Source organism: Microbacterium sp. LMI13-1-1.1, assembly GCF_040815625.1.
GTDB classification, from domain to species: Bacteria; Actinomycetota; Actinomycetes; order Actinomycetales; family Microbacteriaceae; genus Microbacterium; species Microbacterium forte.
Genome location: NZ_JBFPNL010000001.1, coordinates 530,011 through 546,542 on the forward strand (window position 1 = coordinate 530,011; position 16,532 = coordinate 546,542).

15 protein-coding genes and 1 tRNA gene are annotated in these 16,532 nt (G+C 67.4%); 6 read left to right on the top strand and 10 right to left on the bottom strand.

Annotation, left to right across the window (positions count from 1 at the left end; genetic code table 11):
• The first annotated feature begins 1 nt into the window (after nucleotide 1).
• The gene (pepN, locus tag MRBLMI13_RS02525) at nucleotides 2-2,485 is read left to right on the top strand and encodes an aminopeptidase N (protein ID WP_367820702.1); all 2,484 of its coding nucleotides are present in this window, start codon (nucleotides 2-4) and stop codon (nucleotides 2,483-2,485) included.
• Nucleotides 2,486-2,546: 61 nt separating this feature from the next.
• Here pepN and MRBLMI13_RS02530 read toward each other — a convergent pair whose 3' ends face one another.
• Nucleotides 2,547-2,711, bottom strand: a complete 165-nt coding sequence (locus MRBLMI13_RS02530; protein WP_367820700.1) for a hypothetical protein — start codon at nucleotides 2,709-2,711, stop codon at nucleotides 2,547-2,549.
• Between the two features lie 318 nt (nucleotides 2,712-3,029).
• Between MRBLMI13_RS02530 and MRBLMI13_RS02535 the strand changes: the two genes are divergently transcribed.
• Nucleotides 3,030-4,061, top strand: coding sequence for an SMI1/KNR4 family protein (locus MRBLMI13_RS02535; RefSeq protein WP_367820698.1), 1,032 nt, complete (start codon nucleotides 3,030-3,032; stop codon nucleotides 4,059-4,061).
• A gap of 347 nt (nucleotides 4,062-4,408) precedes the next feature.
• Here the strand turns inward: MRBLMI13_RS02535 and MRBLMI13_RS02540 are convergent, their stop codons facing one another.
• The gene (locus MRBLMI13_RS02540) at nucleotides 4,409-5,296 is read right to left on the bottom strand and encodes an aminoglycoside phosphotransferase family protein (protein WP_367820697.1); all 888 of its coding nucleotides are present in this window, start codon (nucleotides 5,294-5,296) and stop codon (nucleotides 4,409-4,411) included.
• A 2-nt stretch (nucleotides 5,297-5,298) separates the two neighbouring features.
• Nucleotides 5,299-5,937, bottom strand: coding sequence for an MBL fold metallo-hydrolase (locus MRBLMI13_RS02545; protein WP_367820696.1), 639 nt, complete (start codon nucleotides 5,935-5,937; stop codon nucleotides 5,299-5,301).
• Between the two features lie 153 nt (nucleotides 5,938-6,090).
• Between MRBLMI13_RS02545 and MRBLMI13_RS02550 the strand changes: the two genes are divergently transcribed.
• Nucleotides 6,091-6,163 (top strand) — tRNA-Glu (locus MRBLMI13_RS02550).
• An 82-nt stretch (nucleotides 6,164-6,245) separates the two neighbouring features.
• Here MRBLMI13_RS02550 and MRBLMI13_RS02555 read toward each other — a convergent pair.
• The 4 genes from MRBLMI13_RS02555 to MRBLMI13_RS02570 all read right to left on the bottom strand — a co-directional run bounded on the left by MRBLMI13_RS02555 (nucleotide 6,246) and on the right by MRBLMI13_RS02570 (nucleotide 9,782).
• Nucleotides 6,246-7,487: an MFS transporter gene (locus tag MRBLMI13_RS02555; RefSeq protein ID WP_367820694.1), complete on the bottom strand. Its 1,242-nt coding sequence runs from the start codon at nucleotides 7,485-7,487 to the stop codon at nucleotides 6,246-6,248.
• On the bottom strand, nucleotides 7,484-8,032 hold the full coding sequence (locus MRBLMI13_RS02560) for an ArsR/SmtB family transcription factor (protein ID WP_367820692.1): 549 nt from the start codon (nucleotides 8,030-8,032) through the stop codon (nucleotides 7,484-7,486). Before MRBLMI13_RS02560 ends, MRBLMI13_RS02555 begins: the two co-directional genes overlap by 4 nt.
• A 113-nt stretch (nucleotides 8,033-8,145) precedes the next feature.
• Nucleotides 8,146-9,228, bottom strand: a complete 1,083-nt coding sequence (locus MRBLMI13_RS02565; protein ID WP_367820690.1) for a DUF4349 domain-containing protein — start codon at nucleotides 9,226-9,228, stop codon at nucleotides 8,146-8,148.
• Complete coding sequence (locus MRBLMI13_RS02570; RefSeq protein ID WP_042541712.1) at nucleotides 9,225-9,782, bottom strand: RNA polymerase sigma factor; 558 nt, start codon at nucleotides 9,780-9,782, stop codon at nucleotides 9,225-9,227. The genes MRBLMI13_RS02565 and MRBLMI13_RS02570 overlap by 4 nt, the downstream gene beginning before the upstream one ends.
• Nucleotides 9,783-10,122: 340 nt before the next feature.
• Here MRBLMI13_RS02570 and MRBLMI13_RS02575 point away from each other — a divergent pair, with 340 nt between their 5' ends.
• Nucleotides 10,123-11,127 (top strand): TerC/Alx family metal homeostasis membrane protein, encoded by a 1,005-nt coding sequence (locus MRBLMI13_RS02575; protein ID WP_042541711.1) that lies wholly within the window; start codon nucleotides 10,123-10,125, stop codon nucleotides 11,125-11,127.
• 11 nt (nucleotides 11,128-11,138) lie between these two features.
• On the opposite strand, the gene MRBLMI13_RS02580 is transcribed toward MRBLMI13_RS02575, so the two are convergent.
• Complete coding sequence (locus MRBLMI13_RS02580) at nucleotides 11,139-11,732, bottom strand: LON peptidase substrate-binding domain-containing protein (protein WP_042541710.1); 594 nt, start codon at nucleotides 11,730-11,732, stop codon at nucleotides 11,139-11,141.
• 36 nt (nucleotides 11,733-11,768) lie between these two features.
• On the opposite strand from MRBLMI13_RS02580, the gene MRBLMI13_RS02585 reads away from it, so the two are divergent.
• Entirely contained in the window at nucleotides 11,769-12,266 is a 498-nt protein-coding gene (locus tag MRBLMI13_RS02585; RefSeq protein ID WP_367820687.1) for a DUF427 domain-containing protein, read from the top strand.
• A gap of 21 nt (nucleotides 12,267-12,287) precedes the next feature.
• Here MRBLMI13_RS02585 and MRBLMI13_RS02590 read toward each other — a convergent pair whose 3' ends face one another.
• Both MRBLMI13_RS02590 and MRBLMI13_RS02595 read right to left on the bottom strand, forming a co-directional pair.
• Nucleotides 12,288-13,601 (bottom strand): LLM class flavin-dependent oxidoreductase, encoded by a 1,314-nt coding sequence (locus tag MRBLMI13_RS02590; protein ID WP_367820685.1) that lies wholly within the window; start codon nucleotides 13,599-13,601, stop codon nucleotides 12,288-12,290.
• Complete coding sequence (locus MRBLMI13_RS02595) at nucleotides 13,598-14,893, bottom strand: O-acetylhomoserine aminocarboxypropyltransferase/cysteine synthase family protein (RefSeq protein ID WP_042541707.1); 1,296 nt, start codon at nucleotides 14,891-14,893, stop codon at nucleotides 13,598-13,600. Before MRBLMI13_RS02595 ends, MRBLMI13_RS02590 begins: the two co-directional genes overlap by 4 nt.
• 187 nt (nucleotides 14,894-15,080) lie before the next feature.
• Between MRBLMI13_RS02595 and leuC the strand changes: the two genes are divergently transcribed.
• Entirely contained in the window at nucleotides 15,081-16,532 is a 1,452-nt protein-coding gene (gene leuC / locus MRBLMI13_RS02600; protein ID WP_367820683.1) for a 3-isopropylmalate dehydratase large subunit, read from the top strand.

Consider the following 16,532-nt stretch of genomic DNA (forward strand, 5'->3'; position numbering starts at 1 on the left):
CATGGACACAGCCAACCTCTCGCGAGAGGAGACCGCGGCGCGATCCGCCGCCGTCTCCGTGCGCAGCATCCGCGTCGAGCTCGACCTCACGGGTGCACCCGAGCGGGCGCGCAGCGGGTTCTCCACGACCACCACGCTGGAGTTCACCACGACGGCGCACTCGACCTGGTTGGACTTCATCGGGGAGAGCGTCGAACGAGTCGTCGTGAACGGCGTCGAGCGCGACGTGATCTACGACGGTGCGCGCATCGAGCTGCACGACCTCGCCGACACGAACGTTGTGCGTGTCGAGGCGGTCGGAAGCTACAGCCGATCCGGCGAGGGGCTGCACCGGTTCCACGACCCCGTCGACGATCGCACCTACCTCTACACGCAATACGAACCGGCCGACTCGCGGCGGGTGATGGCGTGTTTCGAGCAGCCGGACATCAAGGCGCCGTACACCTTCGTGATCGATGCTCCTGCGGGCTGGGAGGTGCTCTCGAACCAGGTCGCGGCGACGGTCGACGCCGGAGTCGGGGTGCAGCGTGTCGAGTTCGCCCCGACGCTCCCGATCTCGAGCTACATCACCTCGGTCGCGGCCGGGCCGTATGCCCGGGTCGACGGCGAGTGGGCGCGCGATGATCAGCGCGTCGCACTCGGTGTGTTCGCGCGGCAGTCGCTCGCGCAGTATCTGGAGTCCGAGGAGATCCTCGAGATCACGAGCCAGGGTCTGGACTTCTTCACGGATGCCTTCGCCTACCCCTATCCCTGGGGCAAGTACGACCAGATCTTCGTTCCCGAGTACAACCTCGGTGCGATGGAGAACCCGGGACTCGTGACTTTCACCGAGTCGTATCTCTCGCGGGGTGCGGCCACCGACGCGCAGCGTGCCGCACGCGCGAACACGATCCTGCACGAGATGGCGCATATGTGGTTCGGCGACCTCGTGACCATGAAGTGGTGGGACGACCTGTGGCTCAAGGAGTCCTTCGCGGACTACATGGGCTCGCACGCATCAGCGGTGGCGACGCGCTTCTATGACGCGTGGGTCAAGTTCGCCGCCAACCGCAAGGCATGGGCGTACCAGCAGGACCAGCTGCCGACCACCCACCCGATCGTCGCCGACATCACCGACCTCGAGGCCGCGAAGCTCAACTTCGACGGCATCACCTATGCCAAGGGCGCCGCGGTGCTGAAGCAGCTCGTGGCCTTCGTCGGCGATGAGGCGTTCTTCGAGGGGGCCCGGAGATACTTCGCGGCCAACGCGTTCGGCAACACGACTCTCGACGACTTCCTCGTGCAGCTGAGCGCGGTCTCCGGGCGCGACATGACCGAGTGGTCGCAGGCATGGCTGCAGACGACAGGGGTGTCCACGCTGCGGCTCGAGCGAGAGGCCGACGGCAGCGCCACGCTCGTGCAGAGCGATCCTCGGCCGCATCGCCTGCGCGTCGGGCTCTATCGCCGCATCGACGGGCGCGTGGTGCGTCGCGACCAGCTCGCCCTGGACATCCACGACGAGCGGACGCCCATCGAGGTCCCCTCCGCCGATCTCGTGCTTCTCAACGACGACGACCTCACCTACGCCAAGGTGCGGCTCGACGAGGCATCATTGACGACGGTGCAGGAATCACTGTCCTCCATCGACGATCCCCTCGCGAGGGCCGTCGTGTGGTCGTCGCTGTGGAACGCCACGCGCGACGGCGAGCTGACAGTGGCGCGATACACCTCGATCGTGCGCGCACATGCCCCGCACGAGTCGAACATCGGTCTTCTCGTCGGCATTCTCTCGAATGCCCTCTTCGCGATCCGGCACTACGCGAGCGACGGCGAGCGACAGGGCGAGCAGCGGGCCTGGGTGGAGACCGCGTGGGCTGCGCTGCAGGCATCGGATGCCGGAAGCGATGCCCAGCTCTCGTGGGCGCGGGCCCTCGCGGCGGCGTCGGCGTTCGACGACGTGCACGCCGCCGAGGTCCGCGCGCTCCTGCACGGTGATGTCCCGGCGGGTCTCACCATCGACCCTGATCTGCGGTGGCAGCTGCTCACGGCTCTCGTCACGACAGGGCACGCGGGGACCGATGACGTCGCAGCCCAGCTCGAGTCCGACGACACCGGAAGCGGTCGGACGGCCGCTCGCAGGGCACTCGCGTCGCAACCTGATTCCGCGGTGCGGGCTGCAGCGTGGGACGCGGCGTGGAACGACGGCTCGCTGAGCAACGACCATCTCGATGCCGAGATCGCAGGCTTCCGCGCAGGTGGACGCCGTGATCTCATCGCGGGTTTCGAAGCCGAGTACTTCGAGAGGATCGGCGACGCGTGGGGCACGCGGAGCATCGAGCTGGCTCAGCGCCTGGTCGTGGGGCTGTTCCCCGCCTCGCCGACGCTCGATCTCGTGGATGCGTGGCTTGCCGGCAACAGCTCGGCGCCCGCCGCGCTGCGCCGGATCGTCATCGAGCAGCGTGATCACCTGGCCCGAGCGCTGCGCGTTCGGGCTGCGCAGGGCTAGCTCTACTTCGTCCTGGAGCGCTGCGGCTACCTCGGCTACTTTCACCTGAGGACCGCGACTCTCAACTCTTCTCCGAGAGTTCCTGTGACAGATCCAGCTCGCGAAGCATATACGGCTGCGAGACCGCTTCCGTGAGGTAGTAGGTGTAGAGAATCGCTGCGGCTTCGACGGCGGTGACGATCTCATTCGGGAAGACGGGTACTGCGCGCTCATTGCTGATCGGCACGAGCCGGTGCCCTGTGCGTGCAACGCTGGAGTGTTGAACGACGCGCGCGCGGCTGCGTGATCACCATGGGTCGGGCCGGGCATCTGCGCGTGAGCTCGCCGATCAGCGGCATCTCCGCGTTCATGCGCCGGGAGTGCTGAAACTGTTCTTCGCGACGGATCACGCGATGGCAGGGCGTCGCGTGAGATTGTCCACCTGATCTGGGACCAGTCGGTCACTCTGATACAGGACCGCCCCGGACCGGATGGTTCATCTTCTTGCGGCCGCGTTGAGCGCTTAGCCTGTGAGACAGGACACTGCGTGAGCGAGGGGGGAGAGATGGATCGCATCTTCAGCGATGACGACCTGGCGGGGCTGTTCGATGACCACGCTTACGGGTTCGAGAGCTATACCGAGGCGGCACCGTCTGACGAGCTGATCGCCGAAGTCGAGGCGGAGCTCGGCTACCGCCTCCCCGCGGCATACATCGAGCTCTGCCGCACGGTCCGCAACGGCGGCACGCTGGACCGCAGCTGCTTCCCGACTACCGGCGTGCACGTCTGGGCGGAGGACCACGTCGCCGTCACCGGGCTGTACGCGATCGGTCGAACATCGCACTACTCGCTCCTCGGCTCTACGGGATCGAGGTTCATGGAACAAGAGTGGGAGTACCCCGCCATCGGGGTCTACTTCGCCGACACGCCAACGGCCGGCCACTCCGAGTTCGCCCTCGACTACCGGGAGTGCGGTCCGCGTGGTGAACCCGCGGTGGTCGTCGTCGACCAGGAGGACGAATACCGGGTGTCCTCTGTCGCGAAGGACTTCGCGACCTTCATCCGCGGTCTCGTGTCCGAGGAGGAGTTCCAGCCCGATCCGGAGGAGGAGCGGGCCGAGTATCTCGCGATCGTGAACGAGGGATCCTTCTCGCCGATCGTGCTGCGCGGCATCGACGCCATCGCCGAGACCCTCCCAGATGCGGGCGCCGCCGTACGCGAGGTCGGTCGCCGGATCGTGGCGGACAAGGGATTCTTCTCTCTTCACGCCGACGCGAACTCCCACCTGATGTACGCGGCGATGTTCCTCTTGCACTCGACGCTGACGATCGCTCGGTCGCGCGACGAGTTCATCGACGGGTATCCGGATGCCGTGGACTACTCCGTGCCGTGCTATCGCCTGATGCTCCCGGTCTCTTTTGTCGCGGATCGCTTCGGCTTCACGACAGGCGGGTGGGCGCGCGACTTCGTCGCCGACTGGTGGGATCAGTCGGTCGAGAACGGCTCGATCGTCGAGACGCCGGACGGCTTCCGATACACCGCGGATGCCGAGGCCGGACTCGTGCGCATCCTGCGCATGCTCGCGACGACCACCTGAACGGGACCTCCCTGGCCGTTTCTCAAGCACCCCAAGCAGAGGGGGCGGCCCCGCCAGCCTCCACCAGAGATACGTCATCGGGACGAACTGCCGGACGATTGGAAGCTCCCGATCCTCGAGGCTGCGCCAGAGTCCGACCCGCAGTCGTTCATCTTCGCGGACGACATCCACCCTGGCGGTGCCCTTGGTGACCGCATTGCACAACGCTGGGCTGACGTTCCACATTTGCTGATCGCACCCGACGAGCGGTACGGACTTACGCGCGACCACCTACTCCAGATGCCAGCGTTCCGGGACGTTGTCCAAGATTGATCGATCACCGACCGCGGTCTCAGCCAGGGTCGAAGCTAGTTGTTGTAGTCGGCGTCGAGCGCGTCGGCGGTGCTCGCCCCCACCGCGAAGTACTCGGGTCGATCGTCGCTCTGGGTCACGAGAATCAGGGCGATGTACGCCGCCCACCCTCGCGCGCGGACCCAGGTGGCATCGTCATACCGAGATCCGGTCGCTCTGCGGAACGCCTCGCGACCTGAGGCGTCGAAGAGCATCCACGACGAGGCGAGATCGTAGGCGGGGTCGCCGACCGTGACGTCGCCGAAGTCGATGAGCGCAGCGAGCGTGCCATCCTCCACCAGCATGTTGCCCGGGTGGAGATCGCCGTGGATCCAGACCTGCTCTGCGCCGACCGGTGCGGCGAGACCTGCGACCCAGGCGTCACGCAGCGCCGTGCGGTGCCTGAACGCGTCGAGCCGCGGTCGCATCGCGTCGTCTCGAGTGGCCAGGGTGCGTCCGCGCACCGGGTTGCGCGGAGCATCCGCAGGGCCGGGGGCGTGCAGCGCCCTCAGGGCATCGGCGAGTCGTGGTGCCCACGCCGCGTTGTCCGATCGGGAGGAGGCGAGCGCCGTCGTTCCGGAGATCCAGGGGACGACCGACCAGGGCCGCGGAAACAGCTCGCTCGGTTCGCCGGAGATCAGCGGCACCGGGGTGCGGATGCCGATGGCCGCCAGCGCCGGTCCGATCGCGGGGAGCGCACGCTGCTCGTTCGCGATGAGCGGCACGGCGAGGTCGCGACGAGGCAGTCGCACGAGGAGCTCCGACCCGAGCCTCCACATCGAGTTGTCCCAGCCGTCGGCGAACAGCCTCAGCGGCAGACCGGCGAGATCAGGGCTCGTCCGCCGGAGAAGGTCTCGTACGCCGCTCTCATCGAGCGAGTATTCGGCGGAGGGGGAGTCCGCCACGGTCAGATGTCGAGCGAGTCGCCCGGCTCGAGGACCGAGAACTCTCCGCCACCCTGCTCGGTCGCCCACTGCAGCCGCTGCCGGTGCATCGTCTTGCCTGCGACCGACAGGGTCATGTCGTGAGTGCCGAACGTCCGACGCGGGCGCACGGCGAGAACGTAGTCCATCGCCTCGCCGATCTTCAGCCACGGCGCTCCGAGTGGAGCGGCGAGCGTGCCGACCTCGACACCCTCCGGAACCGCGTAGGAGTCGCCGGGGTAGTAGAAGACCTCATTGACCAGCACGCCCACATTCTCGACAGTGGGGAGTGAGGAGTGGATCACCTCGTGCGTGCCGCCGAAGAAACGGAGCGTGAACGCTCCCACCTCCACGGTGTCGCCCGGAGCGACCTCCGAGATGTCATAGCCCTCGGCCGCACGTGCGACGCCGGCAGGGGCGTAGATCGGAGTGCCGGGGGCGGCGCGGAGGATCCGATCCAGGTGCTCGGGCGTCCAGTGGTCGGGGTGCTCGTGGGTGATCACGACGGCGACGAGACCCGAGAGGTCGTTCAGGGGAGCGGTGAACGAACCCGGGTCGATGAGGAGGGTGTCATCGCCCTGCTGAATGCGAAGAGCGGCATGTTCGAATTTCGTGATGCGCATGAGGTGAGTCAACTCCTTCACGGCGTCTCTGGCAAACCGCCGATCCAGCGCGCCACGCCCGGGAATCGACGAGGGCTCGGCTCGATTTGGCGGCGCGAGAATCGTCATGGCATACTTGTTGAGTTGTCGCGGCACGGAAACGTTCCGCCAGACGGCCCCATCGTATAGCGGCCTAGTACGCTGCCCTCTCACGGCGGTAACGCGGGTTCGAATCCCGCTGGGGTCACAACAAGCGAAAGCCCTCGGTTCTCCGAGGGCTTTCGTCGTATGTGCGGGCGCATCGCACCCCTCACGGAGGTCAGCGGGAGTCAGGTCTTCGGCACGAGGGCGAGCTGCCGGAACGTGCGGTTGCTCAGCGGCAGAACCATGAGTGCGATCATCGTGCCGCCGAAGAGAGCGAACGGCACCCAGACTGCCGTGATCGAGGCGAGCAGACCGAACCCCGCCATGGCGACGGGCATGAGACAGTCGTCACCGAGACGGGTGATCGAGCCCATCCGGCCGAGGTAGGCGGTGTCGACCGTGGCAGAGAAGGTGGCGCTCAGGAGGACCGAGGCGTAGCCCGCGGTTGCGCCGATGACGAAGGCCGCGGTCGCGACCGTCCACGCCGGACCCCAGCCGAGTGCGATGATCCCGACGCCCTGGACGACGAGCGCCCAGAAGCCGGCGAGTGCCTCTCTTCGCGGTCGCCATTTGACGACCGAGACGGCACCGAGTGCCGCGCCGAGTCCGAGCAGCGCCTCGAACAGCCCCAGCGCCTGAGCGCCCCATCCCTCGTCGTGCGCGCGCAGGGCGAGCCCGATCCCGACCGCCGGTCCGACCGCGAGGTTGAGGCCTGAGAGCGCGAGGACGAGGGTGCGGGTGGTCGGGTGAGTGCCGAGGTGGGCGAATCCACGGGCGATGCCGTGCAGCACGGACTCCCTCGCCGCGCGGGCGAGAAGGAACCGCGGCCGGAGCCAGATCGCGATGAAGGCGACGACGAGGCTGAACGTGAGGGCGTTGACCGCCGCGCTGCCCACCAGTCCCGCGTACGCGACGAGCACGCCGCCGGTCGCCGCGCCCGCCATGGTTCCGAGGTGCGACGCTGTCTGGGCCAGCGCACCATAGGAGGGGAGATCCCCCGGGCGCACGAGCTGGCGGGCGACGGTTCCTGCAGACGGCTCATAGAACGCATCGCAGATTCCGAAGGTGATCGCCGCGAACAGCAGGACGCTCACCGTCGGTGGGGTCGCGAGGACCCAGAGGGCCACGACCACGAGCACGCCGACACGCAGCACGTTGAACAGCATCATCACCCGCCGCGCATCGGAGCGGTCGGCGATCACACCGCCGAAGAGGAGCACGATCGCCCGAGGGATCGTCCCTGCCGCGACGATGAGCCCGGCGACAGCGGGAGAGGCAGTCTGCACGGCCGTCCAGGCGAGGGCGATGGTCCAGAGGGCATCCCCGGCATCCGAGAGCGCCTTGACGGCGATCCACGCGTGCGCACGACGGTCTCGTCTGAACGTCGGTGGCTCCGACAACTGCACGGGTTCGACCGCGGTGCTCATGGCGTCGTCGGGAACGCGTGGGCGAAGAAGAAGATCGGCGTGCGCTCCTGTCCGTCCTCGAGGTCGACGGACGCCCGCCATTCCTCCATCGTGCGCAGAAGGCGCGCACTCAGATCACGGAGTTCGTCCGGAGAAGCCCAGGCGGTCGTCTCGGTGTTCGAGGCGTCGTACGCGGCATAGGCAGGGTCATCATGGCGGCGCTGCCACCGCTGAAGACGCTCGATCTGCATCCGGATGCCCTGGCGCTGCGCCTCCCGTGCGAGCAGAGCGTCGGCGGGGGAGTCGGCGAAGTCCTCCGCCGACCAGGTGAGCCCACGTCGAGCAAGCTTCCACCAGCTGGTGCGACGGTCGCCGGAGGGGTCTTGGTCGCGTTCGACGAGCCCGGCTCGTTCGAGCATCCTCAGGTGGTGGCTGATGCTCCCGACCTGGCTCCCGAGCGAGCGCGCGAGCGTGGTGACCTGCGAGGTGCCGTAGAGAAGCAGATAGTCGTAGATGCGGCGGCGCAGCGGATGGTGCACCGCTGTGATCACCGAGATGTCTTCCATGGACGTAACCGTAGAACCGGTTCCGAGTTGTTACAAGACTTCTTGTATACCCCGGAAAGACAAGGATGAGGCCCGCCTCTCTCAGAGAGCGGCGGGCCTTTCGCAGATGCGAGTCAGCTCTCGGCAGGCGGCTCGCCGGCTGCCATACGAGTGCGCCGTGCCCGCCGGATGAGCCAGATCACCAGCACCACCACTCCGGCCACAGCGATCCACGGCAGGATGAATCCGACGGCGATCACCAGCGCGTTCACTGAGACGACGAGGCCGTTCCAGCCGGCGAGGAGCCCGTCCGAGAACCCGGCCGGGTCGGCGGTCGTCGGCGGCGTCGTGCGGGTCAGCTGAACAGTGAGACTCGACATTGCGACCTGGTCCTCGAGCGATGCGAGCTGCTGCTCGTACGACTCGAGCTGCCCCTGGCGATCTGTGAGCGCGACCTCTGCCTCGATGAGCTCAGCGACCGTGCCGGTCTGCGACATCAGCTCGGTGAGCCGCTGCACCGATGCCCTGGTGGCATCCACGCGCGCACGCAGATCGATCGCCGTCGAGGTGACATCCTGCTTCGAGATCGATGAGGAGAGCACTTCGCCCGAGGTGGCGAGCTCATCCATGACGGCGGCGAGGTCGGCGGAGGGTACGCGGATGCTGATCCAGCCGTACCCGGGGTCGGAAGGCGTCGGCTCCGAAGTGCCGTCGACGGCGACGCTCTTGCCGATCTCAGTGCTCTCGACATACCCGCCGCGCGACTCGGCCAGTGCGCCGATCGTGTCGGCGGCGTCCGCGATGTCCTTCACCTCCACCGTCGCGTTGGCGGTCGCGATGATCTCGCGATCAGTGACTGCGACATCTCCGACCGCCGGTGCAGACTCGGCCGAGTCCGTCGCGGCCCCAGGTGCGCCCTGGTCGGCGGAGCCGGAGCGTGACTCCTCCGTGACGACCATGTCTCCGCCCTCGGCCGAACTCGTCGCCGACCCGCCCACCGCAGTGAGGATCGGAGGAGTGACGAGGACGCCGACGACGAACGCCGCCGCGATCCCGGCACCGGTCATCCACCGACGCCGGCGGTGTCGAGCCCCTGCTGCGGCTGGCGTCTGTCGTGGCCGCTCGGCGGCGATGTCGTCGAACACGGCTGTCTCGATGCGCGCCACTGCGGCATCGGTGAGCTCGGGCAGTCGCTCGGTGCTGGTCTTGTCGTTCATGCGTCGCTCGCTTCCTTCACGGCACCGCGAAGTCGGGTGCGGACTCGTGAGAGACGGTTCCGGACGATGGCATGGCTCACGCCGAGCTCCTCGGCCGCGGCCTGGTAGGCATAGCCTTCGGCGGCGCAGAGTCGGAAGATCGCGCGGTCGAGGTCGCTCAGCGTGCCGACCTCGGCGGCGATCCGCTCCGCGAGGTCTGCGGTGATCACCTGCTCCTCGACGCTGATCGTCGAAGGCAGGGTCTCGTCCACCGCTTCCGTTGTGTGGGCCTGGTCGCGCCTGCGCTGACGAAGGCGATTCGCGGCCTGGAAGCGGCAGATCGTCGCGAGCCACGGGAGGATCGATTCTCCCTGAAGCTCGAACCCCGGAAGCTTGCGCCAAGCCGTGACGAAGGTCTCCTGGGTCACATCCTCGGCATCGGCGGGGGAGCCGAGCATGCCATGCGCGATCCAGTAGACCGGGCGGACATACGAGCGGTACAGCTCGCGGAAGGCGCTCTCGTCACCTGCCGCGGCCTGTGCCGCCCATTTCTGATCACTCGTCTGCACTGGCATCCCGATTCCGTTTTGTGTCTCTCACCTGGGAGGTGTCGGAAGATGCCCCATCGTCTCAGATCAGTGTGCGGGCTGCGCGCGCACCTTCGCGAGTGTCCGCTGCCGGAGGACGCCGAGGGAGGACGTTCGCGGCGGTGTCCGGATGCGAGTTCGAGGTCACGTCGACCATGCCACCACGGCCTTTCCGCTCCGCTACCATTGGTGACGCGAGAGGGAGTATCCCGCAAGCGCATCCACCGTCATCACGAGCACCGACATCGCTGCTCCGGTCGTGCGACGCACTCTGTGCGTGGGAGAGACTTTCGGCGTTCTTCCTACCCTCCCGAAAGGCTGTACGCCCTTGGAAATCCCCGTCTGGTTCGAGATCACCTCGATGATCGTCCTCTCGATCATCCTGATCGGCGACCTGCTTCTGATCCGCCTTCGCCCCCATATCCCCTCGACGAAGGAGTCGACCCTGTGGGTCGTGTTCTACGTCGCCCTCGCGCTTCTCTTCGCTGTGCTCCTCGGCAACGTGGCCGGTTGGCGCAACGCGGGCGACTTCATCACCGGCTGGGCGCTCGAATACAGCCTGTCCATCGACAACCTCTTCGTCTTCGTGCTGATCATGGCGCAGTTCGCCGTCCCGCGACGCCTGCAGCAGCAGGTGCTGATGGTCGGCATCATCATCGCGCTCGTCCTGCGTGGGGCGTTCATCCTCGTGGGAGTGGCGGTCGTCGAGCACTTCTCGCCGATCTTCTACGTCTTCGGCGCGTTCCTCATCTACACCGCGATCAAGCAGGCGATGCCCGAGGGCGAGCACGAAGACGACGTGAAGAAGGAGAACTTCATCGTGCGCCTGCTCCGGCGCCGGATCGACATCAGCGAGACCTACGACGGCTCCAAGCTCCGCACCACGGTCGACGGCAAGCGCATGTGGACGCCGATGGTCATCGTGTTCATCACGATCGGTGTCACCGACCTGATCTTCGCGATCGACTCGATTCCCGCGATCTTCGAGATCACCACCAACGGGTTCCTCGTCTTCGCCGCGAACATCTTCGCGCTCATGGGCCTGCGTCAGCTCTACTTCCTGCTCGGCGATCTGCTCGATCGCCTGCGCTACCTGCATTACGGCATCGCCGTGATCCTCGGTTTCATCGGCATCAAGCTCATCCTGCACGCGCTGCATGAGAACGAGCTGCCCTTCATCAACGGCGGCGAGCACGTCGAATGGGTGCCAGACATCGACAACATGGTGTCGCTGGGCGTCATCGTCGTCTCGATGACCGTCGCGACGGTCGCCAGCCTCATCGCGTCGTCGCGCGAGAAGTCGGCGGCGAAGAAGGCAGCGATCGTCGAGTGAGCGCAGCCCGCTCACTCGGCTGACCAGAGGAGCTCCGCTTCGAGGGTGAGATCGATGACCTGGCCCAGCAGGGCGCCGAGCGAGTTGGACTGCAGCAGGGCGAACTGGTCGTACTCGCCCAGCGGTGCGATCGCGGCGAGCTGCCAGGCTGCGGCGAGCGGATCGTCTGACAGTTCGGTGTCGGCATCCCACGGCGAGTCCACGCGTGCGAGGACTCTCCGCACGATCGCCTCTGCTTCGGTCCGCAGAGGGGTCAGCGCGTCGTGCCACGTCAGTTCAGGCAGCTGCGTGACCTCGGCGCGAGGAAAGGGCGCGTCGTCGAGCCACTGATCGACGGTGAAGCGGGCCGTGCCGACCGCGAGGGTGTGCAGCACCTGGGCGTCCGCCGCGACGCTCACCAGCCGGGCCATCGTGCCGACCCTGCTGCGTCGATCGCCGCCGCCGACCTCGTGACCGCGCTCGATGAGCACGACGCCGAACTGCGGGTCGTCGTCGTCGAGCAGGTGTCCGATCATCGTGAGGTACCTCGGCTCGAAGACGCGAAGCGGAAGCGGGGTGTAGGGAAACAGCACCGAGCCGAGCGGGAACATCGGTAGTTGAGCCATGACCCCAGTCAACACCGCGCGACGTACAGTGAACAGATGCGCAGACCTCAGCCGATCGTCCCCTCGCCCGGTCAGGAATCCGTATGGGACTATCCGCGGCCACCGAGGGTCGAGCCGGTGCCCGAGCGCGTCACCATCCGCCTCGGCGGCGTTCTGGTCGCCGATACGCGAGATGCCGTGCGGGTGCTCGAGACGAGTCACCCTCCTGTGTACTATCTGCCGATCACCGACTTCATCGAGGGCGCGCTCTCGGATGCCCCGGGTTCATCGTTCTGCGAGTTCAAGGGCGCCGCGCGCTATCTCGATGTGCGTGGCGGCGGCCTGACGGCCGCGGGCGCGGCATGGAACTACCCGCATCCTTCGCCCGGTTTCGAGGTGCTGCGCGACCGGGTGGCCGTGTATGCGGGGCCGGTGGACGCGTGCACAGTCGGCGACGAGGTCGTCGTTCCGCAGCCGGGAGGATTCTACGGCGGCTGGGTCACGTCGTCGGTCGTCGGGCCCTTCAAGGGCGTGCCGGGTTCCATGGGCTGGTAGGGCCCGTCCCCGCCCTTCCTGTCAGAACGCGCGGAGGTTGGCCTGCAGGCCGCCATCGACGTGGTCGCGGCGGAGGATCCCACGGCGACGCAGCACCGGCACGAGCTCGTCGAGTGTGCGGTGCAGCGTGACGGGGTGGAAGTCGCCCCACAGCAGCACGCCGTCGTTGCCCCACTCTCCGAGTTCCTCGATCAGATCGGCGAACTCGTCTGCCGTCCCGACGAAGCCCGAACGGTCGGCGATGCGGCCGGCGCGGGCGAGGGCGGTGAGGTGGGCGCGCAGCGGAGCATCCTCGCCACGGTCGCCGATCAGACGCTGGATGCTTCCGCGCGAGACGTGCTCCCCGAAGATCGACACATCGAGCGGCCGCTCGAGGTCGAGTGCGGTGAGGTCGGTCTCGAGATCGCTCGACTGCTTGCGCGCGATCTGCACGAGAGCCGCATCATCGGGGTGCGCGGACGCAGCGACGATCCGGTCGGCCTCTTCGGCGGATGCCGTGATCACGGGCTGGATCGCGAACAGGATCTTGATGTCGTCGGCTGAGCGCCCGGCGGCGATCGCCGCGTCGTGGATCTTCGCGCGGTAGGCGCGCACGGATGCTTCGTCCAGCGGAGCGAGGGCGAGTTGGACATCGGAGTTGGCGCCGGCGAATCCGAGGCCGCGACCCGACCCGCCGGGGGAGACGATCGCCGGCTCGCCGTCGGTGAACGGCACGGCGTTCAGAGGGCCGTCGAACGCGTAGTGCTCTCCGCGATGCCGGACGGTGCTCAGCTTCGATCCGTCCGCGAAGACATCCGTCTCGCGGTCGCTGACCAGCGCTCCGTCGCCCCAGCTGCGCCAGAGCGAGCGGATGCCTGAGAGCCATTCCTCGGCCCGGTCGTAGGCGGCATCGTGTCCGAGCTGCGCCGCGGCGGAGAAGTGACGTGCGCTGCCGGTGTCGGTCACCACGTTGAGTCCGAGACGGTGACCGCTGAGATGCTGAAGGGTGGAGAACTGCCGCGCCGCCGTATAGGGAAGGTACGCCGCGGGATTGACGGTGGGCACGACTCCGAGGTGCCGTGTCGCCTGGAACAGGTAGGGAGCGAGGAGCAGCGGGTCGTGCTTGGGCCCGCCGAAGGCATGGCGGACGCGGAGGTCGATCGTGTCCGGCGAGCCGAGAGACGGCGCGTCCTCGATGATCACGAGGTCGAAGCCTGCCTGCTCGAGCGTCCGGGCCGCCTCCTGATAGATCTCGGGACGCGTCCAGTCGTAGTCCCAGTCCAGAGACGGGTATCCCCACCCCTGCGGACCGAAACCGCGGGCGAGGAACCAGCCGAAGTGCTGGGGCCTGGTCATGCGACGGCCTCTCGCGCCGGCTCGAGCACCCGAGCGAGGTCGGCGATCAGATCGGAGACGTCTTCTATGCCGACCGACAGTCGAAGGGTTCCCGGCTGCACACCGAGGATGTCGCGCTCTTCGGGTGTCCTGTGCGAGTGGCTGGTGGTCGCGGGGTGCAGCACCAGCGAGCGCACGTCGCCGATGTGGGTCATGTGCGTGAAGACTTCCACGCTCTCGACGAAGTCGCGTGCGGCGTCGAGCCCTCCGCGGAGGGTGAACGTGAAGATCGAGCCGTACCCGCCGTGGAGATACCGCTGCGCGAGAGCATGGTCGGGGTGAGTCTCGAGGCCCACGTGATCGACGCTCTCGACCGCATCCTGAGCGGCCAGCCAACGGGCCACCTCGAGCGCGTTCCGGGACTGGCGCTCGACCCGGAGGCCGAGGGTCTCGGCGCCCTGTCCGATCAGGAACGCGTTGAGAGGAGACGGCGAGGCGCCGAAGCGGGGAGCCACCGACTCGCGGGCGTAGGCGATCCGAGCGTTGCCGCCGTGGCGGGCGAAGACGCTCGGGAAGCCCCCGCGGCCGGGGAGCACCAGGTGCGGTGCGTTGTGACCGGCCTTATCCGCGTCGAAACGACCGTCATCGAGGATCACACCGCCGAGCACGGACCCGTGACCCGCGAGGAACTTCGATGCGGAGTGCACGACCATGGCGGCACCATGCTCGATCGGACGCAGCAGGAAGGGCGTCGCGAGCGTGTTGTCGACGATGAGCGGGATGGCGAACTCATCCGCGACCGCGCTCACAGCGGCGATGTCGAGGATGTCGTTCCGGGCGTTCGCGATCGACTCCGCGAACAGCGCGCGCGTGGTCGGGCGGATCGCTGCCTGCCACGCAGCAGGGTCGGCGATCTCGTCGATGAACGTCGTCTCGATGCCGAGCCGTGCGAGGTTGTCGAGCAGGAGCCCTCGGGTGCCCTCGTAGATGTGCGTCGATGCCACGATGTGGTCTCCGGCTCCGGCCACGGTCAGCAAAGCGGTGACGACCGCGGCCTGTCCGCTCGCGACGAGCACCGCGTCCGCGGCGGATTCGAGGGCTGCGAGCTGTCGCTCGACGGCGCTCACCGTCGGGTTGCCCGTGCGGGTGTAGCCGAAGCCGGCGCCGGTGCCGAAGTGGTCTGCGGCGTGATCGAAGTCATCGAACTCGAAGCCCGCAGTCAGATAGATCGGCGTCGCCCTCGACGACGCGGCGCCCTGATTCCGGGCGGCGTGGACCGCTCTGGTGGCGAAGCCGGTCGTGTCGTCGGTCATGCGGAAGCCTCTCGAATGTGCGGGTGACAGTAGCGTGTCACGCGGCGACTCCGGTCGCTGAAGCGGTGGTAATCTGACGTCATGCGGATCGTGCTCCTTCTTAGCGGCCGCGACGAGACCTCGTTCTGAGCCCCTCCTCGTCGCGGAGTCCATCGTGGGCCGAACCGCCAGCTTCAGGAGAGACGCAATGAACATCCCCGCAGCAGACACTGCTCCCGCACGTCCGAGGACCCTCGCTGAGAAGGTCTGGGACGACCACCTCGTCGTCAAGGGCGAGAACGGCGAGCCCGACCTCATCTACATCGATCTGCACCTGGTGCACGAGGTCACGAGCCCTCAGGCGTTCGACGGACTGCGATCGGAGGGCCGTCCGCTGCGTCGCCTCGACCTGACGATCGCCACCGAAGACCACAACACGCCCACGTGGGACATCGACAAGCCCATCGCCGACCTCACGAGCCGCACTCAGATCGAGACGCTGCGCCGCAACGCCGCCGAGTTCGGCGTCCGTCTGCACTCTCTGGGCGACGCCGAACAGGGCATCGTGCACGTCGTCGGCCCGCAGCTCGGGCTCACCATGCCGGGGATCACCGTGGTCTGCGGAGACTCGCACACCTCGACTCACGGGGCCTTCGGCGCCATGGCCTTCGGCATCGGCACCAGCGAGGTCGAGCACGTGATGGCGACCCAGACGCTTCCGCTCAAGCCCTTCAAGACGATGGCCATCACCGTCGAGGGCACTCTGCGCCCCGGAGTCACCGCGAAGGACATCATCCTCGCCGTGATCGCGAAGATCACGACCGGTGGCGGCCAGGGCTATGTCCTGGAGTTCCGCGGCAGCGCGATCCGCGCGCTGTCCATGGAGGGCCGGATGACCATCTGCAACATGTCGATCGAGGCCGGTGCCCGTGCGGGCATGGTCGCCCCCGACGAGACGACGTTCGAGTACCTGAAGGGGCGTCCGCACGCTCCCCAGGGCCAAGACTGGGACGACGCCGTCGCCTACTGGCGCACCCTGCCGACCGACGAGGGTGCGACTTTCGATGCCGAGGTCTTCATCGACGCCGACGATCTCGAGCCCTTCGTGACATGGGGAACCAACCCCGGTCAGGGCAGCTCGCTGTCGGCGTCGGTTCCCGACCCGGCTCAGATCGCCGACGCCAACGAGCGCGCCGCCGCAGAGCGCGCCCTCGACTACATGGATCTGACCCCTGGTACGCCGCTCAAGGAGGTGCCGGTCGATGCGGTCTTCATGGGCTCGTGCACGAACAGCCGCATCGAGGACCTCCGTGCGTTCGCGTCGATCATCGAAGGCAAGAAGAAGGCCGACGGCGTGCGTGTCATGGTCGTACCGGGTTCGGCCCGCGTCCGGCTTGAGGCCGAGGCGGAAGGCCTCGACAAGATCATCAAGGACTTCGGAGCCGAATGGCGGTTCGCCGGCTGCTCGATGTGCCTCGGCATGAACCCCGATCAGCTCGCTCCGGGCGAGCGCTGTGCGTCGACGTCGAATCGCAACTTCGAGGGCCGGCAGGGCAAGGGTGGTCGCACACACCTGGTGTCGCCGCTGGTCGCCGCGGCGACCGCGATCCGCGGCACGCTGTCGAGTCCCAGCGACCTGAACGAGATGGCGGAGGTCTGA